The organism is Sphingobium salicis subsp. salicis, assembly GCF_049472635.1.
Lineage (GTDB): Bacteria > Pseudomonadota > Alphaproteobacteria > Sphingomonadales > Sphingomonadaceae > Sphingobium > Sphingobium yanoikuyae_A.
The window spans coordinates 4,027,534-4,045,928 of the sequence record NZ_JAYRCS010000001.1; the positions used below are offsets into that span (position 1 = coordinate 4,027,534).

At 65.9% G+C, this 18,395-nt stretch carries 17 protein-coding genes; 6 read left to right on the top strand and 11 right to left on the bottom strand.

Annotated features, from left to right (window positions below):
* Position 1 precedes the first annotated feature (1 nt).
* The 11 genes from VHN57_RS19505 to VHN57_RS19555 all read right to left on the bottom strand — a co-directional run bounded on the left by VHN57_RS19505 (position 2) and on the right by VHN57_RS19555 (position 12,246).
* Entirely contained in the window at positions 2-1,417 is a 1,416-nt protein-coding gene (locus VHN57_RS19505; RefSeq protein ID WP_278986877.1) for an aldehyde dehydrogenase family protein, read from the bottom strand.
* 144 nt (positions 1,418-1,561) lie between these two features.
* Positions 1,562-3,346 carry a thiamine pyrophosphate-binding protein gene (locus tag VHN57_RS19510; protein ID WP_004209074.1) on the bottom strand — a complete coding sequence of 595 codons (1,785 nt, stop codon included), beginning with the start codon at positions 3,344-3,346 and terminating at the stop codon, positions 1,562-1,564.
* Positions 3,343-4,719: an aromatic ring-hydroxylating oxygenase subunit alpha gene (locus VHN57_RS19515; protein ID WP_278985748.1), complete on the bottom strand. Its 1,377-nt coding sequence runs from the start codon at positions 4,717-4,719 to the stop codon at positions 3,343-3,345. The genes VHN57_RS19510 and VHN57_RS19515 overlap by 4 nt, the downstream gene beginning before the upstream one ends.
* Before the next feature lie 167 nt (positions 4,720-4,886).
* A complete protein-coding gene (locus VHN57_RS19520; RefSeq protein WP_278985747.1) occupies positions 4,887-6,716 on the bottom strand; it encodes a flavin-containing monooxygenase in 1,830 nt (609 codons plus the stop codon).
* A gap of 185 nt (positions 6,717-6,901) precedes the next feature.
* Positions 6,902-7,072 carry a hypothetical protein gene (locus VHN57_RS19525; RefSeq protein WP_155276487.1) on the bottom strand — a complete coding sequence of 57 codons (171 nt, stop codon included), beginning with the start codon at positions 7,070-7,072 and terminating at the stop codon, positions 6,902-6,904.
* A 137-nt stretch (positions 7,073-7,209) separates the two neighbouring features.
* The gene (locus VHN57_RS19530; RefSeq protein ID WP_278985746.1) at positions 7,210-7,887 is read right to left on the bottom strand and encodes an SDR family NAD(P)-dependent oxidoreductase; all 678 of its coding nucleotides are present in this window, start codon (positions 7,885-7,887) and stop codon (positions 7,210-7,212) included.
* 19 nt (positions 7,888-7,906) lie between these two features.
* Positions 7,907-9,355, bottom strand: a complete 1,449-nt coding sequence (locus tag VHN57_RS19535; RefSeq protein WP_278985745.1) for an NAD-dependent succinate-semialdehyde dehydrogenase — start codon at positions 9,353-9,355, stop codon at positions 7,907-7,909.
* A 163-nt stretch (positions 9,356-9,518) separates the two neighbouring features.
* Entirely contained in the window at positions 9,519-10,067 is a 549-nt protein-coding gene (locus VHN57_RS19540) for a nuclear transport factor 2 family protein (protein ID WP_423284969.1), read from the bottom strand.
* A 1-nt stretch (position 10,068) separates the two neighbouring features.
* On the bottom strand, positions 10,069-10,947 hold the full coding sequence (locus tag VHN57_RS19545) for an SDR family NAD(P)-dependent oxidoreductase (protein WP_278985742.1): 879 nt from the start codon (positions 10,945-10,947) through the stop codon (positions 10,069-10,071).
* An 11-nt stretch (positions 10,948-10,958) separates the two neighbouring features.
* The gene (locus VHN57_RS19550) at positions 10,959-11,498 is read right to left on the bottom strand and encodes a nuclear transport factor 2 family protein (protein WP_278985741.1); all 540 of its coding nucleotides are present in this window, start codon (positions 11,496-11,498) and stop codon (positions 10,959-10,961) included.
* A 112-nt stretch (positions 11,499-11,610) separates the two neighbouring features.
* Positions 11,611-12,246 carry a TetR/AcrR family transcriptional regulator gene (locus VHN57_RS19555; protein ID WP_278985740.1) on the bottom strand — a complete coding sequence of 212 codons (636 nt, stop codon included), beginning with the start codon at positions 12,244-12,246 and terminating at the stop codon, positions 11,611-11,613.
* 83 nt (positions 12,247-12,329) lie between these two features.
* Here VHN57_RS19555 and VHN57_RS19560 point away from each other — a divergent pair, with 83 nt between their 5' ends.
* Genes VHN57_RS19560 through VHN57_RS19585 form a run of 6 tightly spaced genes read left to right on the top strand, consistent with a single transcriptional unit; the run spans position 12,330 to position 18,394 of the window.
* Positions 12,330-13,454, top strand: coding sequence for an acyl-CoA dehydrogenase family protein (locus VHN57_RS19560; protein ID WP_278985739.1), 1,125 nt, complete (start codon positions 12,330-12,332; stop codon positions 13,452-13,454).
* 12 nt (positions 13,455-13,466) lie between these two features.
* Positions 13,467-14,651, top strand: a complete 1,185-nt coding sequence (locus VHN57_RS19565) for an acetyl-CoA C-acyltransferase (protein ID WP_010336219.1) — start codon at positions 13,467-13,469, stop codon at positions 14,649-14,651.
* 22 nt (positions 14,652-14,673) lie between these two features.
* Positions 14,674-15,435 carry a 3-hydroxyacyl-CoA dehydrogenase gene (locus VHN57_RS19570; protein WP_004209087.1) on the top strand — a complete coding sequence of 254 codons (762 nt, stop codon included), beginning with the start codon at positions 14,674-14,676 and terminating at the stop codon, positions 15,433-15,435.
* A complete protein-coding gene (locus VHN57_RS19575) occupies positions 15,435-16,229 on the top strand; it encodes an enoyl-CoA hydratase/isomerase family protein (RefSeq protein ID WP_278985738.1) in 795 nt (264 codons plus the stop codon). Before VHN57_RS19570 ends, VHN57_RS19575 begins: the two co-directional genes overlap by 1 nt.
* A gap of 3 nt (positions 16,230-16,232) precedes the next feature.
* On the top strand, positions 16,233-17,396 hold the full coding sequence (locus tag VHN57_RS19580) for an acetyl-CoA C-acetyltransferase (RefSeq protein WP_278985737.1): 1,164 nt from the start codon (positions 16,233-16,235) through the stop codon (positions 17,394-17,396).
* Entirely contained in the window at positions 17,396-18,394 is a 999-nt protein-coding gene (locus VHN57_RS19585; RefSeq protein WP_278985736.1) for an NAD(P)H-dependent flavin oxidoreductase, read from the top strand. The genes VHN57_RS19580 and VHN57_RS19585 overlap by 1 nt, the downstream gene beginning before the upstream one ends.
* Position 18,395 lies beyond the last annotated feature (1 nt).

Consider the following 18,395-nt stretch of genomic DNA (forward strand, 5'->3'; position numbering starts at 1 on the left):
CTCAGGCGTAGCCCAGCAGCGATTTCACTTCGAGATATTCGAGGAAGCCATGCTCGCCCCATTCGCGGCCATTGCCGCTGCGCTTGTAGCCGCCAAAGGGGGCGTGGAAATCGAAGCCGCCATTGATGCTGATCCAGCCGGTGCGCATCCGCCGGGCAACGGCGCGGCACTGGTCGACATCGGTGCCGCTGACATAGCCGGCAAGGCCGAAATTGCTGTCATTGGCGATCTCGACCGCATGGTCGATATCGTCATAGCCGATGATCACCAACACGGGGCCGAAAATCTCCTCCCGCGCGATCACCATGTCGTTGGTGCCGACGAACACCGTCGGCTTCACGAACCAGCCCTTGTCGATCCCGTCCGGGCGACCGGCGCCACCGGCGATCAGGGTCGCGCCCTCGTCCAGGCCCTTGCGGATATAGTCCTGGATGATGTTGTACTGGCTCTTCGACACGACCGGACCCATGGCGACATTGCCGGTCGGATCACCGACCGTCACCGCGTCCGCCGCGCCCTTGGCCGCCGCGATCGCCTCGTCCATGCGCGACGCGGGCACCAGCAAGCGCGATCCCGCGCTGCAGGTCTGGCCCGAATTGCCCATCATGCCGCCGGTCGCGCCGGCGACATTGGCGGCCAGCGCGTCATCATCCAAGACGATGAAGGCGCTCTTGCCACCCAGTTCCAGCCCGACCCGCTTGATCGTGGTCGCCGCGTCCTTCTGAATCTGCACGCCAACCGGCTCCGACCCGGTGAAGGACACCATGTCGACATCCTCATGGGTGGAAAGCGCCGTGCCAATCACGCTGCCGCTGCCCTGCACCATGTTGAACACGCCCGCCGGCACGCCCGCTGTATCGAGAATCTCGGCCAGAATCTGGGCCGAGAAGGGCGCGAGTTGTGGCGGCTTCAGGATCATGGTGCAGCCGGTCGCCAGCGCCGGGAAAATCTTCACGCAGGTCTGGTTCATCGGCCAGTTCCACGGCGTGATGAGCGCGCAGACGCCGATCGGCTCGCGCGCGATCATGGTCGCGCCATGCGGCTCGTCGAACTTGAATTCGCGCAGCACCTCGATCGCGGTCTGCAGATGCCCCGCCCCCAGGCCGACATGGAAGCCATGGGCGAGCGAGGACGGCGCGCCCATTTCCTCGATGATCGCATCGCCCAGTTCGGTCTGGCGCCGCGCATATTCCGCCTGGATGGCGAGCAGCAGGTCGAGCCGCTGTTCGCGCGTGGTCTGCGACCAGTTGGCAAAGGCCTTGCGCGCAGCGGCGACCGCCTTGTTCACATCGGCAACGCCGCCGAGCGAAATGGTGCCGGCCACCGCCTCGGTCGCGGGGTTGATGACATCCGCGGTCTTCGGTTCGACCGGGGCGACCCATTGGCCGTCGATATAGAAGTTCCGATAGTCGCGCATGTCGATGTCCCATCCTCTCCAAAATCCTCCCCTTGAAGGGGAGGTGGCTGGCCAAAGGCCAGAGCGAGGGGTGTGTCCGCCGGGGAGACACCCCTCCACCGCCTGCGGCGGTCCTCCTCCCCTTATCCGGGGAAGAAGGGCATTTTACTGGGTGCCTTCGGCGTACCAGGTGCGGAATTCGGCATATTTCGGCATTTCTTCCGAATTGGCCTTGGGGTCGATCACGACATGGACGACGCCCGGCTTGCCGCTGGCATAGGCGCGCGCGATCGCCGGCTTGATGTCCTCTGCCCTGGTCACATATTCGCCGTGGCAGCCAAAGCCCTCGCCGATCTTGTCGAAGCGGACTTCCTTGCTCCAATGGGTGCCGGTTTCTTCCGTGCCCTGGCCGAAGGTGCGCTTGTAGACGCCCACTTCCAGGCCCCACTGATTATCCACGCCGACGACGCAGACCAGCGGCAGCTTGGTGCGCACCGCCACTTCCAGTTCGGCGATATGGAACATGAAGCTGCTGTCGGAAGTCAGCAACAGGCCCGGACGGCTGACGCCGGTGGCCGCCTTGTCCGCCAGCATCGCGCCGGTCGCATAGGGAATGCCGGTGCCGATATGGCCGAAATTCTGGTTCCAGATGACGTCGTTCGGCTTGCACTGCGAATAGGTCCACTGGAAGATCACGCCGGCACCGCCGTCGCGGATCAGGATGCCGTCCTTGGGGAAGGCCTCGGTCGCTTCCACCGCCAGACGGGCGGGATGGATCGGCAGGTCGCCGGTGCCATCGCTCTTGGTGCGCGATTCCGCGGCCAGTTCGTCCAGTTCCGCCTGGCCATCACGCATGAAGGCTTCCAGCATCGGCGCAGGCGCGCGCGGCGTGTCCTTCAGCGCCTCGACCAGCTGCGGCACGACACCGCGCAGGTCGCCGACCAGCGGCACGTCGATCGGGCGGTTGACGCCGATCGCGGCGGGATCCTGCTCGACATAGATCCACTTGCGGATCGCTTCATTCTTCATCCAGTAGCGCCATTTGCCGAAATGGACCGGCTCGCCCAGTTCGGTGCCCAGCGCCAGCACCAGATCCGATTCCGTGACCGCCTCGATCGACGCCTTGGAGAAGACATACTGGAAAGTGCGGTCTTCCAGCCCCTTGATATAGCTGGTGCCACCCGAGGTCTGGATCACCGGGCAGTTCATCAGGTCCGCCAGTTGCTTCACCGCCGCGCCCGAGCGCGAGGTGTGGACGGCATGGCCGACCAGCAGGATCGGGTTCTTGGCCGCGCGGATCAGGTCGGCCGCTTCCTTGACCCGGTCGATGTCGGCGCCCTGATTGACCAGGCGATAGCGATCCGGCGCCAGCGGCGCGGGCAGGTCCAGCTCCTCCAGGATGATGTGGCTGGGATATTCGATATAGACCGGGCCGGGGGTGCCGCCCATCGCCTTGCGAATGCCCTCGCGCACCACTTCGTCGGTCTGGTCGGCATATTCGATCGAGGCGGCATATTTGACGCTATTCTCGAACAAGGGCATCTGCTTGACGAACTGGATGCGGCCGCGACGGACGCGCTGTTCGGTGACGCGGGCGCGCTGGCCCGACAGGAAGATGACCGGCGAATTTTCGACCAGCGCGCACTGGATGGCGGGCGCCATATTGGCGATACCCGGCCCCAGCGTGCCGATGGCAACGGCGGGCTTGCCGGTGATGCGCGACGCGGCCTCGGCCATGAAGCCGGCAGCGGCCTCATGATGGGGCGCAACCACGGTCCAGCCGCGCCGTTCGGCCTCCAGGAACATGTGGACGAAATTCGGGTCGGGAATGCCGAACAGCGTGTTGATGCCTTCGGCCTCGAACAGGTCCAGCATCCGCTTGTAGACCGGCGTGCCCTTCTTGTCGGTGGCGTTCACGTTGACGGCGGGCTTGGGATCGTCATAGCTCATTTGAGTAACCTCGGTGCGCCCGTACCCATGTACGTGGCTAGGTTGCGGTGGAAATTGGTGATCTTGCGTTCCTGGTGGGGGTTGGGCAGCGGCCCGCGGAAGCCGCGCGACTTCATGCCCTTCTGCACCCACTCCATGTTCGAGAAATCCTGGGCGAGGACGGCGCCCCAGCCCTCGGCCGTGGCCTCCGTCTCTTCCCACTCGGTCGCCGGCACTTCGCCTTCGGGGAAGCGCTCGATCGCGTAGGATTCAAAGATGCACATGTCGGGATCGTCGCCATAGGGACGGGTGCGGTAGCAAAGGGCGAAGGTGATTCCCTGCAGCACCGACATGTTGGGAAAGACGTGCCAGGCAAGCCCCGCCTCGGCCATCACCTCGGGCGGGATTTCCGGCCAGATGACGCCGCGCGCGGCATCGTCCGCCTTGGCGGATTTCAGCCAATGGGCGATGACGTCGCCGGCCGCCGTGCCCTCGGGCAGTTCGTCGACCAGCCGGCTCGCCGCATTGACCAAATTCTCGGTCGAGGCGGCATAGTTCAATGTCTCGTAATTTTCGCGGATCAGCTCATAGGTGGAGCGGCGCGGATCGTCGCCCTTGCCGGCGCGGGTGACGCTGCTGCTCTGGCTCATCTGGAAGGCCGGGTCGCGCTGGTCGAAACCGCTCACCCCATGCAGGCCATAGGCCGCGCTGTATGCGTAATAATCGCCATAATCGAGCAGCTGGGTATGGGTGCCCGCGACATGATAAGGCTCCATGAAAGCCTCCAGCGCAGTCTTCCAATTGGCCGGATAGACCACCCATTTGCGCCATTTGTAGCGCATCTTGTCCATTTCGAAGTGGGACAGGATGCGACCGGCATCGCCCAGGAAATCGATCAGCGGCTCGGCATTGAGGTCCATGTGGATCCAGATCCAGCCGCCCCATGTGTCGATCTTAACGTCCGACAGGCGGGTGCATTCGGCATTGAGCGCGCCCTGCCAGTCCTGCGGGTCGAGAATATATGTGTTGTTGCCCTCGGTATCGAAGGTCCAGCCATGGAAGCCGCAGACGAAGCTGCGCCGGTTCTTGCCGCGCACCGAATGCACGTCCTTGGGCACATCGACCAGTTGGCGGCCGCGATGCGGACAGACATTGAAGAAGGCGCGCAATGTGTCGGGCGCGGTCCGCACGATGATGATCGACTCATCGCAAATGTCGTAGGTCATCCAGTCGCCGACATCGGGCAGTTCCTCGACCCGCGCCGCCATCTGCCAGACATGGGGCCACAACCTCTCCTTCTCCGCCAGGGCATAGTCCTTCGACAGGAACGCCTCGGTCGGATAGGTCAGCGGCTTGGCCAGCGCCTCCACATCGATATTGTCGATCTTGCTCATGGCATCCTCCTGCAACGTCCGCGTTGCCCGATGGGTACGGCCCGCGAGTCCGCTCGCCGGGTCCGCAAGGACAATATTTTCAACCTGCCTATCGCAACTGGCGGGAGCGTCCCAAGGGAAGAGCAGCGACCGCTACGAACCATCCCTGGGGCGATCCGGCCCATGGCTCAGGACCGCAATTCCATGCCGTCGAGATCACCCTTGGCGCGCCAGTCCTGCACCAGTTTCTGGAAGGCGCCCCAGCCCGGCCCATAGCTGCGGAACAGTGCCCAGGGCGCCTTCACCTGGCCCTCATTGGTGAAATAGCTGGGGGTGCATTCCTGCTGGAAGGCGGTCATGTCGATTTCCATTTCCTCGAAATGGCGGACATAATCCTCCTGCCCCTGCAGCGTGGTCTCGACCACCTTGGCGCCCTTATCCATCACCGCATGGATGATATGGGCGATATGCTCCGCCTGGCGGCCGAACTGTTCGGTCACGCTGGCGTTGAGGCCGCCCTGGATATAGCCGATGAAGAACTGGTTGGGGAAACCATGGGTCATGGTGCCGTGCAGGGTGCGCGGGCCATTGGCCCAATGATCATAGATGGACAGGCCATCGCGCCCCTCGACCGCGTCGATGCCCCAGCGGCGCTTCAGCTCGCTCGTCACCTCGAAGCCGCTGGCGAAGATGATGCAGTCGACCTCATATTCGACGCCGCCCGACACGAAGCCCTTCTCGGTGATCTTCTCCAGCCCCTTGCTGTCGGCGACGTCGATCAGCGTGACATTGGGACGGTTGAAGGTCGGGTAGAATTCGTTGCTCGACAGAGGTCGCTTGCAGAGGAAGCGATACCAGGGCTTCAGGGCCTCGGCCGTCGCCTTATCCTCGACCATCTCGTCGACGCGCGCGCGCAGCCGCTCCATCACGCGATAATCGACCACCTCGCGCTTGGCCATGAATTGCTCGATCGACATTTCCGGCCAACCCTCGGCCTCCAGTTCGGCCGACAGGTTGCGGGCGATCTCGGTCCAGATGTCGCAGATCAGGTCAGGCTCGCCCGGCGCGAAGGACTCCATTGCGGCGCGGTGGAAATTGGCCTGGCGATCAGCCTGCCAGCCGGGCTGGAGCGACGCCGCCCAGTCCGTATCGGTTGCCGGATTGGGCCGCTCGTCCACGGTCGATGGCGTGCGCTGGATGACATAGAGCTGCTTGGCGTAGCGGCCGAGATAGGGCACCGCCTGGATCGCGGTCGCGCCGGTGCCGATGATGGCAACCCGCTTGTCGGCCAGCTTGTCGAGCACCGGATTGGCATAGCTGCCGCCGCTATAATCATAGTCCCAGCGGGCGGTGTGGAAGATCTTGCCCTTGAAGCTGTTGATGCCGGCGATGCCGGGCAGCTTGGGCATGTTGAGCACGCCGCATCCCATCACCACAAAGCGAGCCAGCAGTTCGTCGCCCCGGCTGGTGCCGACGCGCCAGCGCTGGATCGCCTCGTCCCATTTCAGCGAGGTGATGAGGGTGTGGAACAATGCCTTGTCGGCGAAACCGAAGCTTTCGGCGATCTGGCGGCAATAGGCCTGGATCTCCGCGCCGTCGGCGAATTTCTTCGACGGCATGAAGCCGGTTTCTTCCAGCAGCGGCAGATAGCAATAGGCGTCATTGTCGCACTGGATGCCGGGATAGCGATTCCAGTACCAGACGCCGCCGAAGTCGCCGCCATGGTCAATGTTGCGGAAATTGGTGACGCCCTGTTTGGTCAGGTGATAGCCAGCGAGCAGGCCGGCAAAGCCCGCGCCCAGCACCACGACATCCAGTTCCTCGACGATCGGGTCACGTGCGACGACCGGCATATGCGGGTCGACGTCATAGCTGTGCGTCGTGTCGTCGGTGGTCGGCTGATATTGGCCTTCCCGGTCGGCGCGCATCCGCTTGTCGCGCTCGGCGCGATATTTCTCGCGCAGGGTCGGGATATCGAATGTGTCAGCCGCAGGCGTCTGCGTCGGCTTGCAGGTCATGACCTCTCCTGGGGATCGCTGTTCTCGCCATTTGTTAATCAACACATATGTTGACTTGCAATGGCGGAGCGGCGGGCCGGCGCTGTTAGCGCTGTGGCGATCCCTTGGCGGCCTTCTGGCCGCGGCGCTGCCCCGAAAATGGGCAGTCAGCGGGAGAGGTAGTCAGTCGTCAGCTGGCGCGCCGATCAGGCGGCGCGGGCCAGCTTTTCTTCCTTGGCGACCGGGAAGGTCACGACGTCGGCCGAAACCGGCTCGGCAGCGGGGGTCAGCGCGGCGATATAACGCTCGGCGGTGACGACGTCCCGGCGATAGGCGAAATAGAGCGAGATGAGCGAAAACATAAGAACCTCGGACAAGAATATTGCTGCGTCGCAGCATCGAGGTTCATCTGGTCCTCCCCGGCTTTTTTCGCAAATGCAAAGGCGCCAAGGCCAGTTGCACGAAACGCCATCGACCGGTTGCGCGCCTTGCAACGGCAACCGGTCGATCGCGATCAGACCCGGCCGGTGACCGGGATCAGCGCGCCGGTGATCGGCGCCGCAGCGGGCGACAGCAGGAAGGCGATCACTCCGCCCAGCGCCTCGGGCGAGACCCAGCGGCTGGCATCCGCGTCGGGCATGTCGGCGCGGTTGGCCGGCGTGTCGATGATGCTGGGCAGCACCGCATTCACGCGCACGCCCGCATCCTTCAGTTCTTCGGCCAGCGCTTCGGTCAGGCGTGCGACGCCCGCCTTGGACGCGGCATAGGCGCCCATGCCGGCGGCCGCCTTCACCGACGCCGCAGCGCCGATATTGACGATCGCGCCGCCGCCATCGCGCAGCAGCGGCAGCAAGGCGCGAGTCGCGATCAGCGCGGTGCGGACATTCATGCCATAGAGCCGGTCCCAGGTGGCGACCGATCCATCTTCCACCGTCTCCCAGCTGAAACCGCCGGCGATATTGACCAGCCCGTCGAGCCCGCCCAGCGCTTCGCCGATCTTCGCCGCCGCGCCGGCCACCGCCTGCTCGTCGGACAAGTCGATGCCACCCAGCGCCAGGTCGACGCTGTCGGCCGGCACATCGCCCAGATCGATACCCGCCACCGTCCAGCCGGCCGCGCGCAGCACCTGCACCGCCGCCCGGCCCAGCGCACCGGCCGCGCCGGTTACCGCCACCACTCCCGCCATCATCATCCCCTTTCGATAGTCTGCGTCAGATCCCGGACATGCACAGATATTTGATCTCGACATAGTCCTCGATGCCATGGCGCGATCCTTCGCGGCCCATGCCCGATTCCTTGATGCCACCGAACGGCGCGACCTCGGTCGAGATAAGGCCGGTGTTGATGCCGACCATGCCGACCTCCAGCGCCTCGCCCACGCGCCAGGCGCGCGACAGGTCGCGGGTGTAGAAATAGCCCGACAGGCCGACCTCGGTGGCGTTGGCCAGTGCGACCGCTTCCTCTTCCGTGTCGAACAGGAAGAGCGCGGCAAGCGGCCCGAACGTCTCCTCGTCGGCCAGCGTCATCTCCGGCGTGCAGCCGCTGATGATCGTCGGCTCGAAGAAGCTGTGGCCCAGTGCGTGGCGATGCCCACCGCTCACCAGCGTGCCGCCCTTGGCCAGCGCGTCGGCGACATGTTCCTCGACCTTCTCGACCGCCTTATCGTCGATCAGCGGCCCCTGGGTGACGCCCGCTTCCGTACCCGGCCCGACCTTCAGCTTGGCGACGGCGGCCTTCAGCTTCTCGGCAAAGGCCGGCGCGACGTCGCGCTGCACCAGGATGCGGTTGACGCAGACGCAGGTCTGGCCGCTGTTGCGATATTTGGACGCGATCGCGCCTTCGACGGCGGCATCCAGATCGGCATCGGCAAAGACGATGAAGGGCGCATTGCCGCCCAGTTCCATCGACAACTTCTTCATCGTCGGTGCGCATTGCGCCATCAGCGTCTTGCCGACCTCGGTCGATCCGGTGAAGCTCAGCTTGCGCACCAGCGGGTTGCCGGTCAGTTCCGCGCCGATCACCCGCGACGATCCGGTGACGACGTTGAACACGCCCCTGGGCACGCCCGCCCGTTCGGCCAACAAGGCCAGCGCCAGCGCGGTCAGCGGCGTCTGGGTCGCAGGCTTCAAGACCATGGTGCAGCCCGCCGCCAGCGCTGGTGCCGCCTTGCGCGTGATCATCGCGGCGGGGAAATTCCACGGCGTGATCGCGGCGACCACGCCGACCGGCTGCTTGATGACGACGATGCGGCTGTCGGCGCGGTGGCTGGGGATGATTTCGCCATAGATGCGCTTGGCCTCTTCCCCGAACCATTCGATGAAGCTGGCCGCATAGGCGATCTCGCCCTTGGCCTCGGTCAGCGCCTTGCCCTGCTCGCGGGTCAGGATCATCGCCAGGTCATCCTGATGCGCGATCAGCAGTTCGAACCAGCGGCGCAATATGCGCGATCGTTCGGCCGCCGTCTTCGCCTTCCACTCTGGCAGCGCCGCCTCGGCCGCCTCGATCGCCGCGCGCGTCCCCGCCTCGTCGATCGCGGGAATGCCGGCCAGCCGCTCGTCCGTCGCAGGATCGGTCACGTCGATGCTGGCAGTGCCGATCCACTGGCCGTCGACATAGCATTGTTCGCGCAGCAGGCTGGGGTCGGCAAGGGCTATGGTCATCGGATCACCTTCTTCGGCAGGATGTAGGGCAGCGGGCACAGGGCGCGCCCGTCGCTGCGTCCAACGCAGCATGGCCCCATTTCGATGCGAAGGTGGGATGCGCGGCAGGCGGCGTCAACGTGGACAGAATGTCCCCGCCCAAGGATCGACCCCGCGATGCGCGCTATTGGGGAATATGCAGCGCCCGCCGATTGACCAGCGGCCGCTGATAGGAAGGATCGCTCTTGTCCCGTGCCGGCGCGCCATTGGCATGCAGGTCCGCTATGTCACCAAAGGGAAGCGGCAGCGTCGGCACCAGTCCGGACCATTCGATCATGTTGGTGCGCAGCACAATCTTCCACTGGCCATCGCGCCGTTCCAGCCGGTCGAGATAGCGGCCCCCGGCGATCCAGTTGCTCTCGTCCCGGTTGCGGCCGACGAACAGATAATAGGTTTCGGCATGGGCGCTGTCGCCGTCGATATCGATCGTCATGTTGAGCAGATTATGATGGGTCGCCACCTGCCCGCCTTCATGCAGGGCACTGGCCCAGGCATAAAGCGCATCGGGCGCGCCGACGAAGCTGCCCGCCGCGACCGTGGCGTCATCATGAAAGGCCGACAGGAGCAGGTTGCGGTCGAACCGGTCCATGCCCCGGCTGAACCGGGTCAGGCAGTCGACAATATCCTGCCGGTCGAGCAGCGCATCGATCCGCGCCTGGCGATCCGCGGCCATCCTATGCCTCCGTCCGCGGGGCGATCGGCTGCCAGATCGGTGCGCCGCGCTCGGCCCGCAGCGACGGGATGGTCTTCCCGTCGACATCGGTGATGCCATAATCCTGCGCCAGTTCGGCGGTGATGAAGGTGCCCCCCGATCGCGCCATGATCGCCGGATCGGCCAGCAGCGCGGCGATCACCCGGCCGGGAAATTCGGGCGAGCAGCCGACCAGCGGATTGGTGACGGTCAGCGCCTTCATCGCCGGATTGGCGGCAATGTTGCGCTGTGCCCGCTCGGTCATGGTCAGCCCCTGCCATAGCGCGAGCGAGGCGACACCATAAGGCTGCAACTCGATCGCCATATCGCGCGCCATGCGGTCGACCGCCGACTTGGCAGTGCCGAACACGACGCCATAGGTATAGGTCACGCCGACATAGCCCGATATCGCGACGATCAGCCCCGAACCCTGCGGCACCATCATCTGCGCGGCATGGCGCGCCGCGACGAAATTGGAGCGCACGCCGACATCGACCATGTCCCAGTTGGACAAAGGCTTTTCCCAGAAGCTGCCCGGCACGGTCAGATCCTCGGGGATAGCAAAGGCATTGTTGACCAGCAGGTCGAGCCGCCCCTGCTCGCGCCGGACCTGGTCGAACAGGGCCGCCACCTGCGCATCATCGCCATGGTCGACCTGCACCGCAATGCCCCGGCCGCCGCGCGCATCGCATTGCGCCGCCGTCTCGCCGACCGTGCCGGGCAATTCATGGTCGCCCACATTGACCGTGCGCCCGGTGACATAGACGGTCGCGCCCTGCTCGGCGAGCGCCAGCGCCATTCCCTTGCCGATCCCCCGGCTCGCGCCGGTGACGATCGCGACCTTGCCGTCCAGCGGTTTCATGATCCTCTCCCTCAATCCGTCTCGCGCGCGAAGAAGCGCACGCTATGATCGCCGTTCGCGCGACCGGTGAAATGCGGCGCGCTGAACGCCATGCCCATCACGCCCTGGCTCCAGTCGGCAGACGCGCCGATATCCTGCACCCAGTCATAGAGCATGGTCCGCCGCGCGATCCGCCACTGGCCCTCGCGCCGTTCGAAAATGTCGAGATAGCGGCCGCCGATCATGACGTCGCGCTGCGCATCGCCCATGTCGATGCGATGATAGGATTGGACCTGGGTCTCGACCCGCGCCGTGTCGCCCTCCAGGTCGATGACGCTCTGCCCCAGCAGATGCTGGGTGCAGAGGATCGCATCGGCGCCGGGCACCACCCAGGCGAGATAGGCGTCGAAATCGCCGGCGAACACGCCATAGTCGGTGCTGCCATCCGGCCAGCAGCAGGCGCGGATCAGATCGGCGTCGCGCCGGTCCTCACCCCGCGCCAGCCGGGCGAGGCAATCGCGGATCGCCTCCCGGTCCAGCATCGCCTGCAAATGCGTGGCGGCAATCTCCATCCGGCCCTCTCCTTCGCGCCCGTCGCGGCGGGCTGTCTGTCCATGGGCCGGTCATAGGCGCGCGCCATGGCGCGTCGCTTGACCAATTCGGACAGGAAGGAAGCGGGCAGCCTCAGCCGCGCGGGGCGAGGCCGGCAATCAGCAGGTCGACCTGCGCCGCCGCGATCGCCTCAGCGCTCAGCGCGCCAGCGGGGTCGCGCCAACGCGCCGCCCAGTTGAGCGCACCGGCCAAAGTGAAGGCCGCCAGCTTCACGTCGACCGGGGCGATCGACTCGTCCGCCACCGCGTCGGCGATCAGCCCGCGCATGGCAAGGTCGATGTCGCGCTTGCGCGATCGGAACAGGATCGCGCCTTCGGCCGACAGGCATTCGTCGCCCGTCCGCACCACGCAGGCGCCGAAATCATCCATGATTACCGCGCCATAGCGGCGCAGGAAATAGGCAAGCCGGGCCAGGCCATTGCCTTCCCCCGCGCGCGCTTCGTCGGCCGCCGCACGCAGCATCTCCAGGCCGCGGGTGACACATTCGATCAGCACCTGCTCCTTGTTGCCCAGATAATGATAGATGGTCGGCTTGCTGATCCCCAGACTCGCGGCGACATCGTCCAGCGAGGTCGCATGGAAGCCGCGCGCATTGAACATGCGCACCGCCGCGCGCAGCACCGCCTCGCGCTTCTCCTCCCGCTCGCGCGCCTTCTCCTCCCGCGTGCGGAAGGGAGACGGGATCGCCACTGCGCTTTTCGCCGACACTCGCTGTTCCTCCATGCCGCCTGTTGACAAGAAATCGCAACAGGCGCAACCTACTCATGAGTATAGGAGAGACGCAAGGGTTTATGCTAACCGAAATCCAGAGCGCGATTCGCGACACCGTCCGGGTTTTCGCCCAGGCAACGATTCGCCCGCATTCGGCCCGGTTCGAGGCGGAGGGCGGCTATCCCCGTTCGCTGTTCGAGGAGATGGCGGGCCTTGGCCTCTGGGGCATGACCGCGCCCGAAGCCTATGGCGGCGCGGAGGCGGATTCGGTTTCCTACGCCCTCGCGCTGATGGAACTGGCCGCTGCCGACGGCGCCCTCTCCACCATCGTCTCGATCCAAAATTCGATCCTCGTCTCGGGCCTGCTCAAGGATGGCAGCGAGGCGCAGAAGGTCCGCTTCCTGCCCGATCTGATTGGCGGCCGCACCATCGGCGCCTTCGCCCTCACCGAAAGCGACGCCGGCTCCGACGCATCGGCCGTGCGCACCCGCGCGGTCAAGGTCGATGGCGGCTGGCGCATCAGCGGCGCCAAGCAGTTCATCACCTCCGGCAAGATCGGCGGACTGGTGATGATCATCGCCGTCACCGATCCCGACGCCGGCAAGAAAGGCCTGTCCGCCTTCATCGTGCCGACCGACCGGCCAGGCTATGCGGTCGACAAGGTCGAACACAAGATGGGCCAGGGCGCGTCGGACACCTGCGCGCTGCGGTTCGAGGACATGTTCGTCGAGGATGATCTGCTGATCGGCCAGCCGGGCCAGGGCTATCGCATCGCTTTGGCCAATCTGGAGACCGGCCGCATCGGCATCGCCGCCCAGTGCGTCGGCATGGCCCAGGCCGCGCTGGAGATCGCCGTCGCTTACGCCAAGGACCGCAAGACCTTCGGCAAGGCGATCATCGAGCATCAGGCGGTCGGCTTCCGCCTCGCCGACCTCGCCACCCGACTGGAGGCCGCGCGCCAGCTCGTCCTGTCCGCCGCCGCGATGAAGGACAGCGGCCAACCGGCCCTGACCCAGGCGTCGATGGCCAAGCTGTTCGCCTCCGAAGCGGCCGAGGCGGTGGTATCCGGCGCGATGCAGACGCTGGGTGGCTATGGCTATCTTGAAGAATTCGGAATCGCGAAAATCTACCGCGATGTCCGCGTGTGCCAGATTTACGAGGGCACGTCGGACATCCAGCGCATGGTCATTGCGCGCAGTCTTTGAAGGAGAATTAGGATGCAGGACGATCCGGTAGTCATTGCGAGCTATGCCCGCACCCCCATGGGCGGGTTCCAGGGCGCGCTCTCGGCGGTCAAGGCCACCGATCTTGGCGCGACGGCGGTCAAGGCCGCGGTCGAGCGGGCCGGCGTCGCCACTGACGCCATCGATCGTATCTATATGGGCTGCGTCCTGCCCGCCGGCCTTGGCCAGGCACCCGCGCGCCAGGCGGCGCTGGGCGCAGGCCTCGGCCTCAATACCGAAGCGACGACCGTCAACAAGATGTGCGGGTCGGGCATGCAGGCGGCGATCATGGCGCATGAGGCACTGGCGTCCGGCGCGGCCGATATCGTCATCGCCGGCGGCATGGAGAGCATGACCAACGCTCCCTATGCCCTGCCCAAGCATCGCAGCGGCGCCCGCATCGGCCATGACCGCATCATCGACACGATGATGATGGACGGGCTGGAGGATGCCTATGAACCCGGCAAGGCGATGGGCGTCTTCGCCGAAGAGGCCGTGCGCGACTATCAGTTCACCCGCACCGACCAGGATGATTATGCCATCCGCTCGCTCGACCGCGCCAATGCGGCGATCGGCAGCGGCGCCTTCGTCCGCGAGATCACGCCGGTCACCGTATCGGGCCGGGGCGGCGACACCGTCATCGATACCGACGAACAGCCCGGCAAGGCCCGGCCGGAAAAGATCCCCGGCCTCAAGCCCGCCTTCGTCAAGGATGGCACCATCACCGCCGCCAATGCCTCGTCCATTTCGGACGGCGCCGCCGCGCTGGTGATGACCCGCCAGAGCGTCGCGGAAAAGCAGGGCCTTAAAGTGGTGGCGAAGGTCGTCGCCACCGCCGCCCATGCCCATGAGCCCGCCAAGTTCACCACCGCGCCGGTGCCCGCGATGCGCAAGCTGCTGGCCAAGGCCGGCTGGTCGGTCGAGGATGTCGACCTGTTCGAGGTCAACGAAGCCTTTGCCGTGGTCGCGATGATCGCCGCCAAGGAACTGGGCATCCCGGCGGACAAGCTCAACGTCAATGGCGGCGCCACCGCGCTCGGCCATCCGATCGGCGCATCGGGTGCGCGCATCGTCGCCACCCTTTTGGGCGCGCTGGAAACGCGCGGCCTCAAGCGCGGCGTCGCCAGCCTCTGCATCGGCGGCGGCGAAGCCACTGCCATGGCCGTCGAACTCGTATAATTCTGCCGGGAGAGGACAGATAATGGATATCAAGGGACTGGCCGCCATCGTCACCGGTGGCGCCTCCGGCCTCGGCCGTGCCACCGCCACCATGCTCGCGGCGCAGGGTGCCAAGGTCGCGATCTTCGACCTCAATGAGGACGCCGGCAAGGCGGTCGCCGCCGAAATCGGCGGGCTTTATGTTGGCGTCAATGTTGCTGACGATGCCAGCGTCACCGCCGGGCTCGACACGGCGGAAGCCGCCCATGGCACCGCCCGCATCCTGGTCAATTGCGCCGGCATCGCCCCGGCCGTGAAGACGGTGGGCAAGGAAAATCTGCCCCATCCGCTCGACAGCTTCGCCAAGACGGTGACCGTCAACCTGATCGGCACCTTCAACATGATCTCCAAATTCGCTGCCCGCGCGGCGGCGGCCGAGGAGATGGACGGCGAACGTGGCGTCATCGTCAACACCGCCTCGGTCGCGGCCTATGACGGCCAGATCGGCCAGGCCGCCTATTCCGCGTCGAAGGGCGGCGTGGTCGGCATGACCCTGCCGATCGCCCGCGATCTCGCCCAGCACAAGATTCGCGTCATGACGATCGCGCCGGGCATCTTCCTGACCCCGATGCTGGAGGCCTTCCCCCAGCATGTGCAGGATGCGCTGGGCGCGCAGGTGCCCCATCCCAGCCGTCTGGGCAAGCCGGCCGAATATGCCCAGCTGGTCGAATCGATCGTCCGCAACCCGATGCTGAATGGCGAGGTGATCCGCCTCGACGGCGCCATCCGCATGGCGCCGCGCTGATGAGCGGGGCGGGCAGCGATGGCGTGACCCTGGCGATCGCCGACGGCATCGCCCGGATCACGCTCGACCGGCCAGCGGTCGGCAATGCGATCGATCTGCCGCTCGCCCGCGCGCTGCTCGACGCCGCGATCCGGTGCGAGGGCGATGCGGCGGTCCGCTGCGTCGTCCTCACCGGCAGCGGCAAGCTGTTCTGCGCGGGCGGCGATGTCGCGCTGATGGGCGGCGCGGGCGCGCAGCTCCCCACCGTCCTCACCGAACTCATCGCCACCTTCCACGCCGCCGTCACCCGCCTCGCCCGCATGGCCAAGCCGCTGGTGACTTTGGTCAACGGCCCGGCGGCGGGCGCCGGCTTCAGCCTCGCCATATTGGGCGATGTCGTGCTGGCCGCCCGCTCGGCCCATTATACCGCCGCCTATGGCGCGATCGGCCTGACCGCCGATGGCGGGCTAAGCTGGCTGCTGCCGCGCCTCGTTGGCCTGCGCCGCGCGCAGGAGATCATCCTCACCAACCGTCGCATCAAAAGCGAGGAGGCCGAAGCGATCGGCCTCGTCACCCGGCTGGTCGATGACGACGCGCTGGAGGCGGAAGGGCTGGCGCTTGCCGCCCGCCTTGCCGATGCGCCGACCGCAGCCTATGGCGCCGCCCGCACCCTGCTGCATGACAGTTTCGACACCGGTTTCGAGACCCAGCTCGACCGCGAACTCCGATCGATGGCGGTCGCCGGCGCCGGTGAGGCGCAGGAGGGGCTTGCCGCCCTGCTCGCCAAGCGTCCCCCCAATTTCAGAGGAGCCTGACCCATGGCCGAGGCCTATATTGTCGATGCCGTCCGCACCGCCGGCGGCCGCGCCCGCAAGGGCGGGCTGATCGACATCCATCCCGCCGATCTGGGCGCGACCATCCTCAACGCGCTGGTCGATCGTACCGGCATCGATCCCGCCGCGATCGAGGATGTGATCGTCGGCTGCGTCAGCCAGGCGGGCGAACAGAGCTTCGCCTTCGGCCGCAACCTCGTACTCGCCTCCAAGCTGCCCGACAGCGTGCCGGCCGTGACGATCGACCGGCAATGCGGCTCCTCGCAGCAGGCGCTCCATTTCGCGGCGCAGGCAATTATGTCCGGCACCCAGGATCTGGTGATTGCGGCGGGCGCCGAAAGCATGACCCGCGTGCCGATGGGCTCCAACTTCCAGCTCCACGCCGCCGCCGGCCTGGGCGACGGCCCCTGGCCCAAGAGCATCCAGAAACGCTATGGCGTCGCCGAATTCAGCCAGTTCCATGGCGCCCAGGCGATCGCCAACAAATATGGCTTCACCCGCGAGAATATGGACGCCTATGCGCTCGCCAGCCACGCCAAGGCGGCGGCCGCGATCGACAGCGGCGCCTTCAAGGCGGAGATCGTTCCCGTCCTGACGCCCGAAGGCTTGTTCGACACCGACGACGGGGTGCGCCGCGGCGGCACGATGGAGGCGATGGCCAGCGTCAAGACGCTGGAGGAAGGCGGCACCATCACCGCCGCCAATGCCAGCCAGATGACCGACGGCGCATCGGGCGTGCTGGTGGCGAGCGACGCGGCGATCAAGCGTTTCAACCTCACCCCGCTCGCCCGCATCGTCAACCTGACCGTCACGGCGGGCGATCCGGTCATCATGCTGGAGGAGCCGATCCCCGCCACCCGCAAGGCATTCGAACGATCGGGCCTGAAGCTCGACGATATCGACCTGTTCGAGGTGAATGAGGCCTTCGCCTCCATCCCCATGGCCTGGCTCAAGGCGATCGGTGCCGATCCGGCCAAGCTCAACGTCCATGGCGGCGCGATCGCGCTCGGCCACCCGCTCGGCGCATCGGGCACCAAGCTGATGAGCACGCTCGTTCATGCGCTCAAGGCGCGGGGCAAGCGCTATGGCCTGCAGACCATGTGCGAAGGCGGCGGCATCGCCAATGTGACGATCGTGGAGGCACTGTGATGGCTTTGAAGACGCGTTTCACCGAATTGTGCGGCATCGAGCATCCGATCGTGCAGGGCGGCATGATGTGGGTCGGCCGCGCCGAACTGGCCGCCGCCGTCTCCAATGCCGGGGGCCTGGGCATCCTGACCGCCCTCACCCAACCAACGCCCGACGATCTGCGCCGCGAGATCGACCGCTGCCGGACGATGACCGACAAGCCGTTCGGCGTGAACCTCACCATCCTGCCCTCGGTCAATCCGCCGCCCTATGCGGAGTATCGCCAGGCGATCATCGACAGCGGCGTGAAGATCGTCGAGACCGCCGGCCACAAGCCGCAGGAACATGTCGATGATTTCAAGGCGCATGGCATCATCGTCGTCCATAAATGCACCGCCGTCCGCCACGCCCTTTCAGCCGAACGGATGGGCGTCGACGCCATCTCGATCGACGGCTTCGAATGCGCCGGCCATCCGGGCGAGGACGATATTCCCGGTCTCATCCTGATCCCGGCGGCGGCCGATAAGCTCAGCATCCCGATGATCGCCAGCGGCGGTTTCGGCGACGGCCGCGGCCTCGCCGCCGCGCTGGCGCTGGGTGCCGAGGGCATCAACATGGGCACCCGCTTCTGCGCCACGGTCGAGGCGCCGATCCACCAGAATGTGAAGCAGTTCCTGGTCGACAATGACGAGCGCGGCACCAACCTCATCTTCCGCAAGTTCAAGAATACCGGTCGCGTCGCCAAGAACAGCGTGTCGGACGAGGTGGTCGAAATCTCACTGCGCGAAGGATCGGTCTTCCCCGACATCCAACCGCTGGTGTCCGGCGCCAAGGGCCGGGTCGCACTGGAAGCCGGCGATCTCGACGCGGGCCTGATCTGGGCCGGGCAGATTCAGGGCCTGATCCACGACATTCCGACCTGCCAGGATCTCATCACCCGCATCGTCGACGACGCCACCACCATCATCCAACGCCGCCTCGCCGGCTTCGTCACGCCGGAACTCGCGCCGGTAGGCTAAA

What these genes read in the sequence shown, in the direction of transcription:
- VHN57_RS19505 (WP_278986877.1), bottom strand. Translation starts at nt 1,417, where the DNA reads ATGCGCGACTATCGGAACTTCTATATCGACGGCCAATGGGTCGCCCCG.
- VHN57_RS19510 (WP_004209074.1), bottom strand. Translation starts at nt 3,346, where the DNA reads ATGAGCTATGACGATCCCAAGCCCGCCGTCAACGTGAACGCCACCGAC.
- VHN57_RS19515 (WP_278985748.1), bottom strand. Translation starts at nt 4,719, where the DNA reads ATGAGCAAGATCGACAATATCGATGTGGAGGCGCTGGCCAAGCCGCTG.
- VHN57_RS19520 (WP_278985747.1), bottom strand. Translation starts at nt 6,716, where the DNA reads ATGACCTGCAAGCCGACGCAGACGCCTGCGGCTGACACATTCGATATC.
- VHN57_RS19530 (WP_278985746.1), bottom strand. Translation starts at nt 7,887, where the DNA reads ATGATGATGGCGGGAGTGGTGGCGGTAACCGGCGCGGCCGGTGCGCTG.
- VHN57_RS19535 (WP_278985745.1), bottom strand. Translation starts at nt 9,355, where the DNA reads ATGACCATAGCCCTTGCCGACCCCAGCCTGCTGCGCGAACAATGCTAT.
- VHN57_RS19540 (WP_423284969.1), bottom strand. Translation starts at nt 10,067, where the DNA reads ATGGCCGCGGATCGCCAGGCGCGGATCGATGCGCTGCTCGACCGGCAG.
- VHN57_RS19545 (WP_278985742.1), bottom strand. Translation starts at nt 10,947, where the DNA reads ATGAAACCGCTGGACGGCAAGGTCGCGATCGTCACCGGCGCGAGCCGG.
- VHN57_RS19550 (WP_278985741.1), bottom strand. Translation starts at nt 11,498, where the DNA reads ATGGAGATTGCCGCCACGCATTTGCAGGCGATGCTGGACCGGGAGGCG.
- VHN57_RS19560 (WP_278985739.1), top strand. Translation starts at nt 12,330, where the DNA reads ATGCTAACCGAAATCCAGAGCGCGATTCGCGACACCGTCCGGGTTTTC.
- VHN57_RS19565 (WP_010336219.1), top strand. Translation starts at nt 13,467, where the DNA reads ATGCAGGACGATCCGGTAGTCATTGCGAGCTATGCCCGCACCCCCATG.
- VHN57_RS19570 (WP_004209087.1), top strand. Translation starts at nt 14,674, where the DNA reads ATGGATATCAAGGGACTGGCCGCCATCGTCACCGGTGGCGCCTCCGGC.
- VHN57_RS19575 (WP_278985738.1), top strand. Translation starts at nt 15,435, where the DNA reads ATGAGCGGGGCGGGCAGCGATGGCGTGACCCTGGCGATCGCCGACGGC.
- VHN57_RS19580 (WP_278985737.1), top strand. Translation starts at nt 16,233, where the DNA reads ATGGCCGAGGCCTATATTGTCGATGCCGTCCGCACCGCCGGCGGCCGC.
- VHN57_RS19585 (WP_278985736.1), top strand. Translation starts at nt 17,396, where the DNA reads ATGGCTTTGAAGACGCGTTTCACCGAATTGTGCGGCATCGAGCATCCG.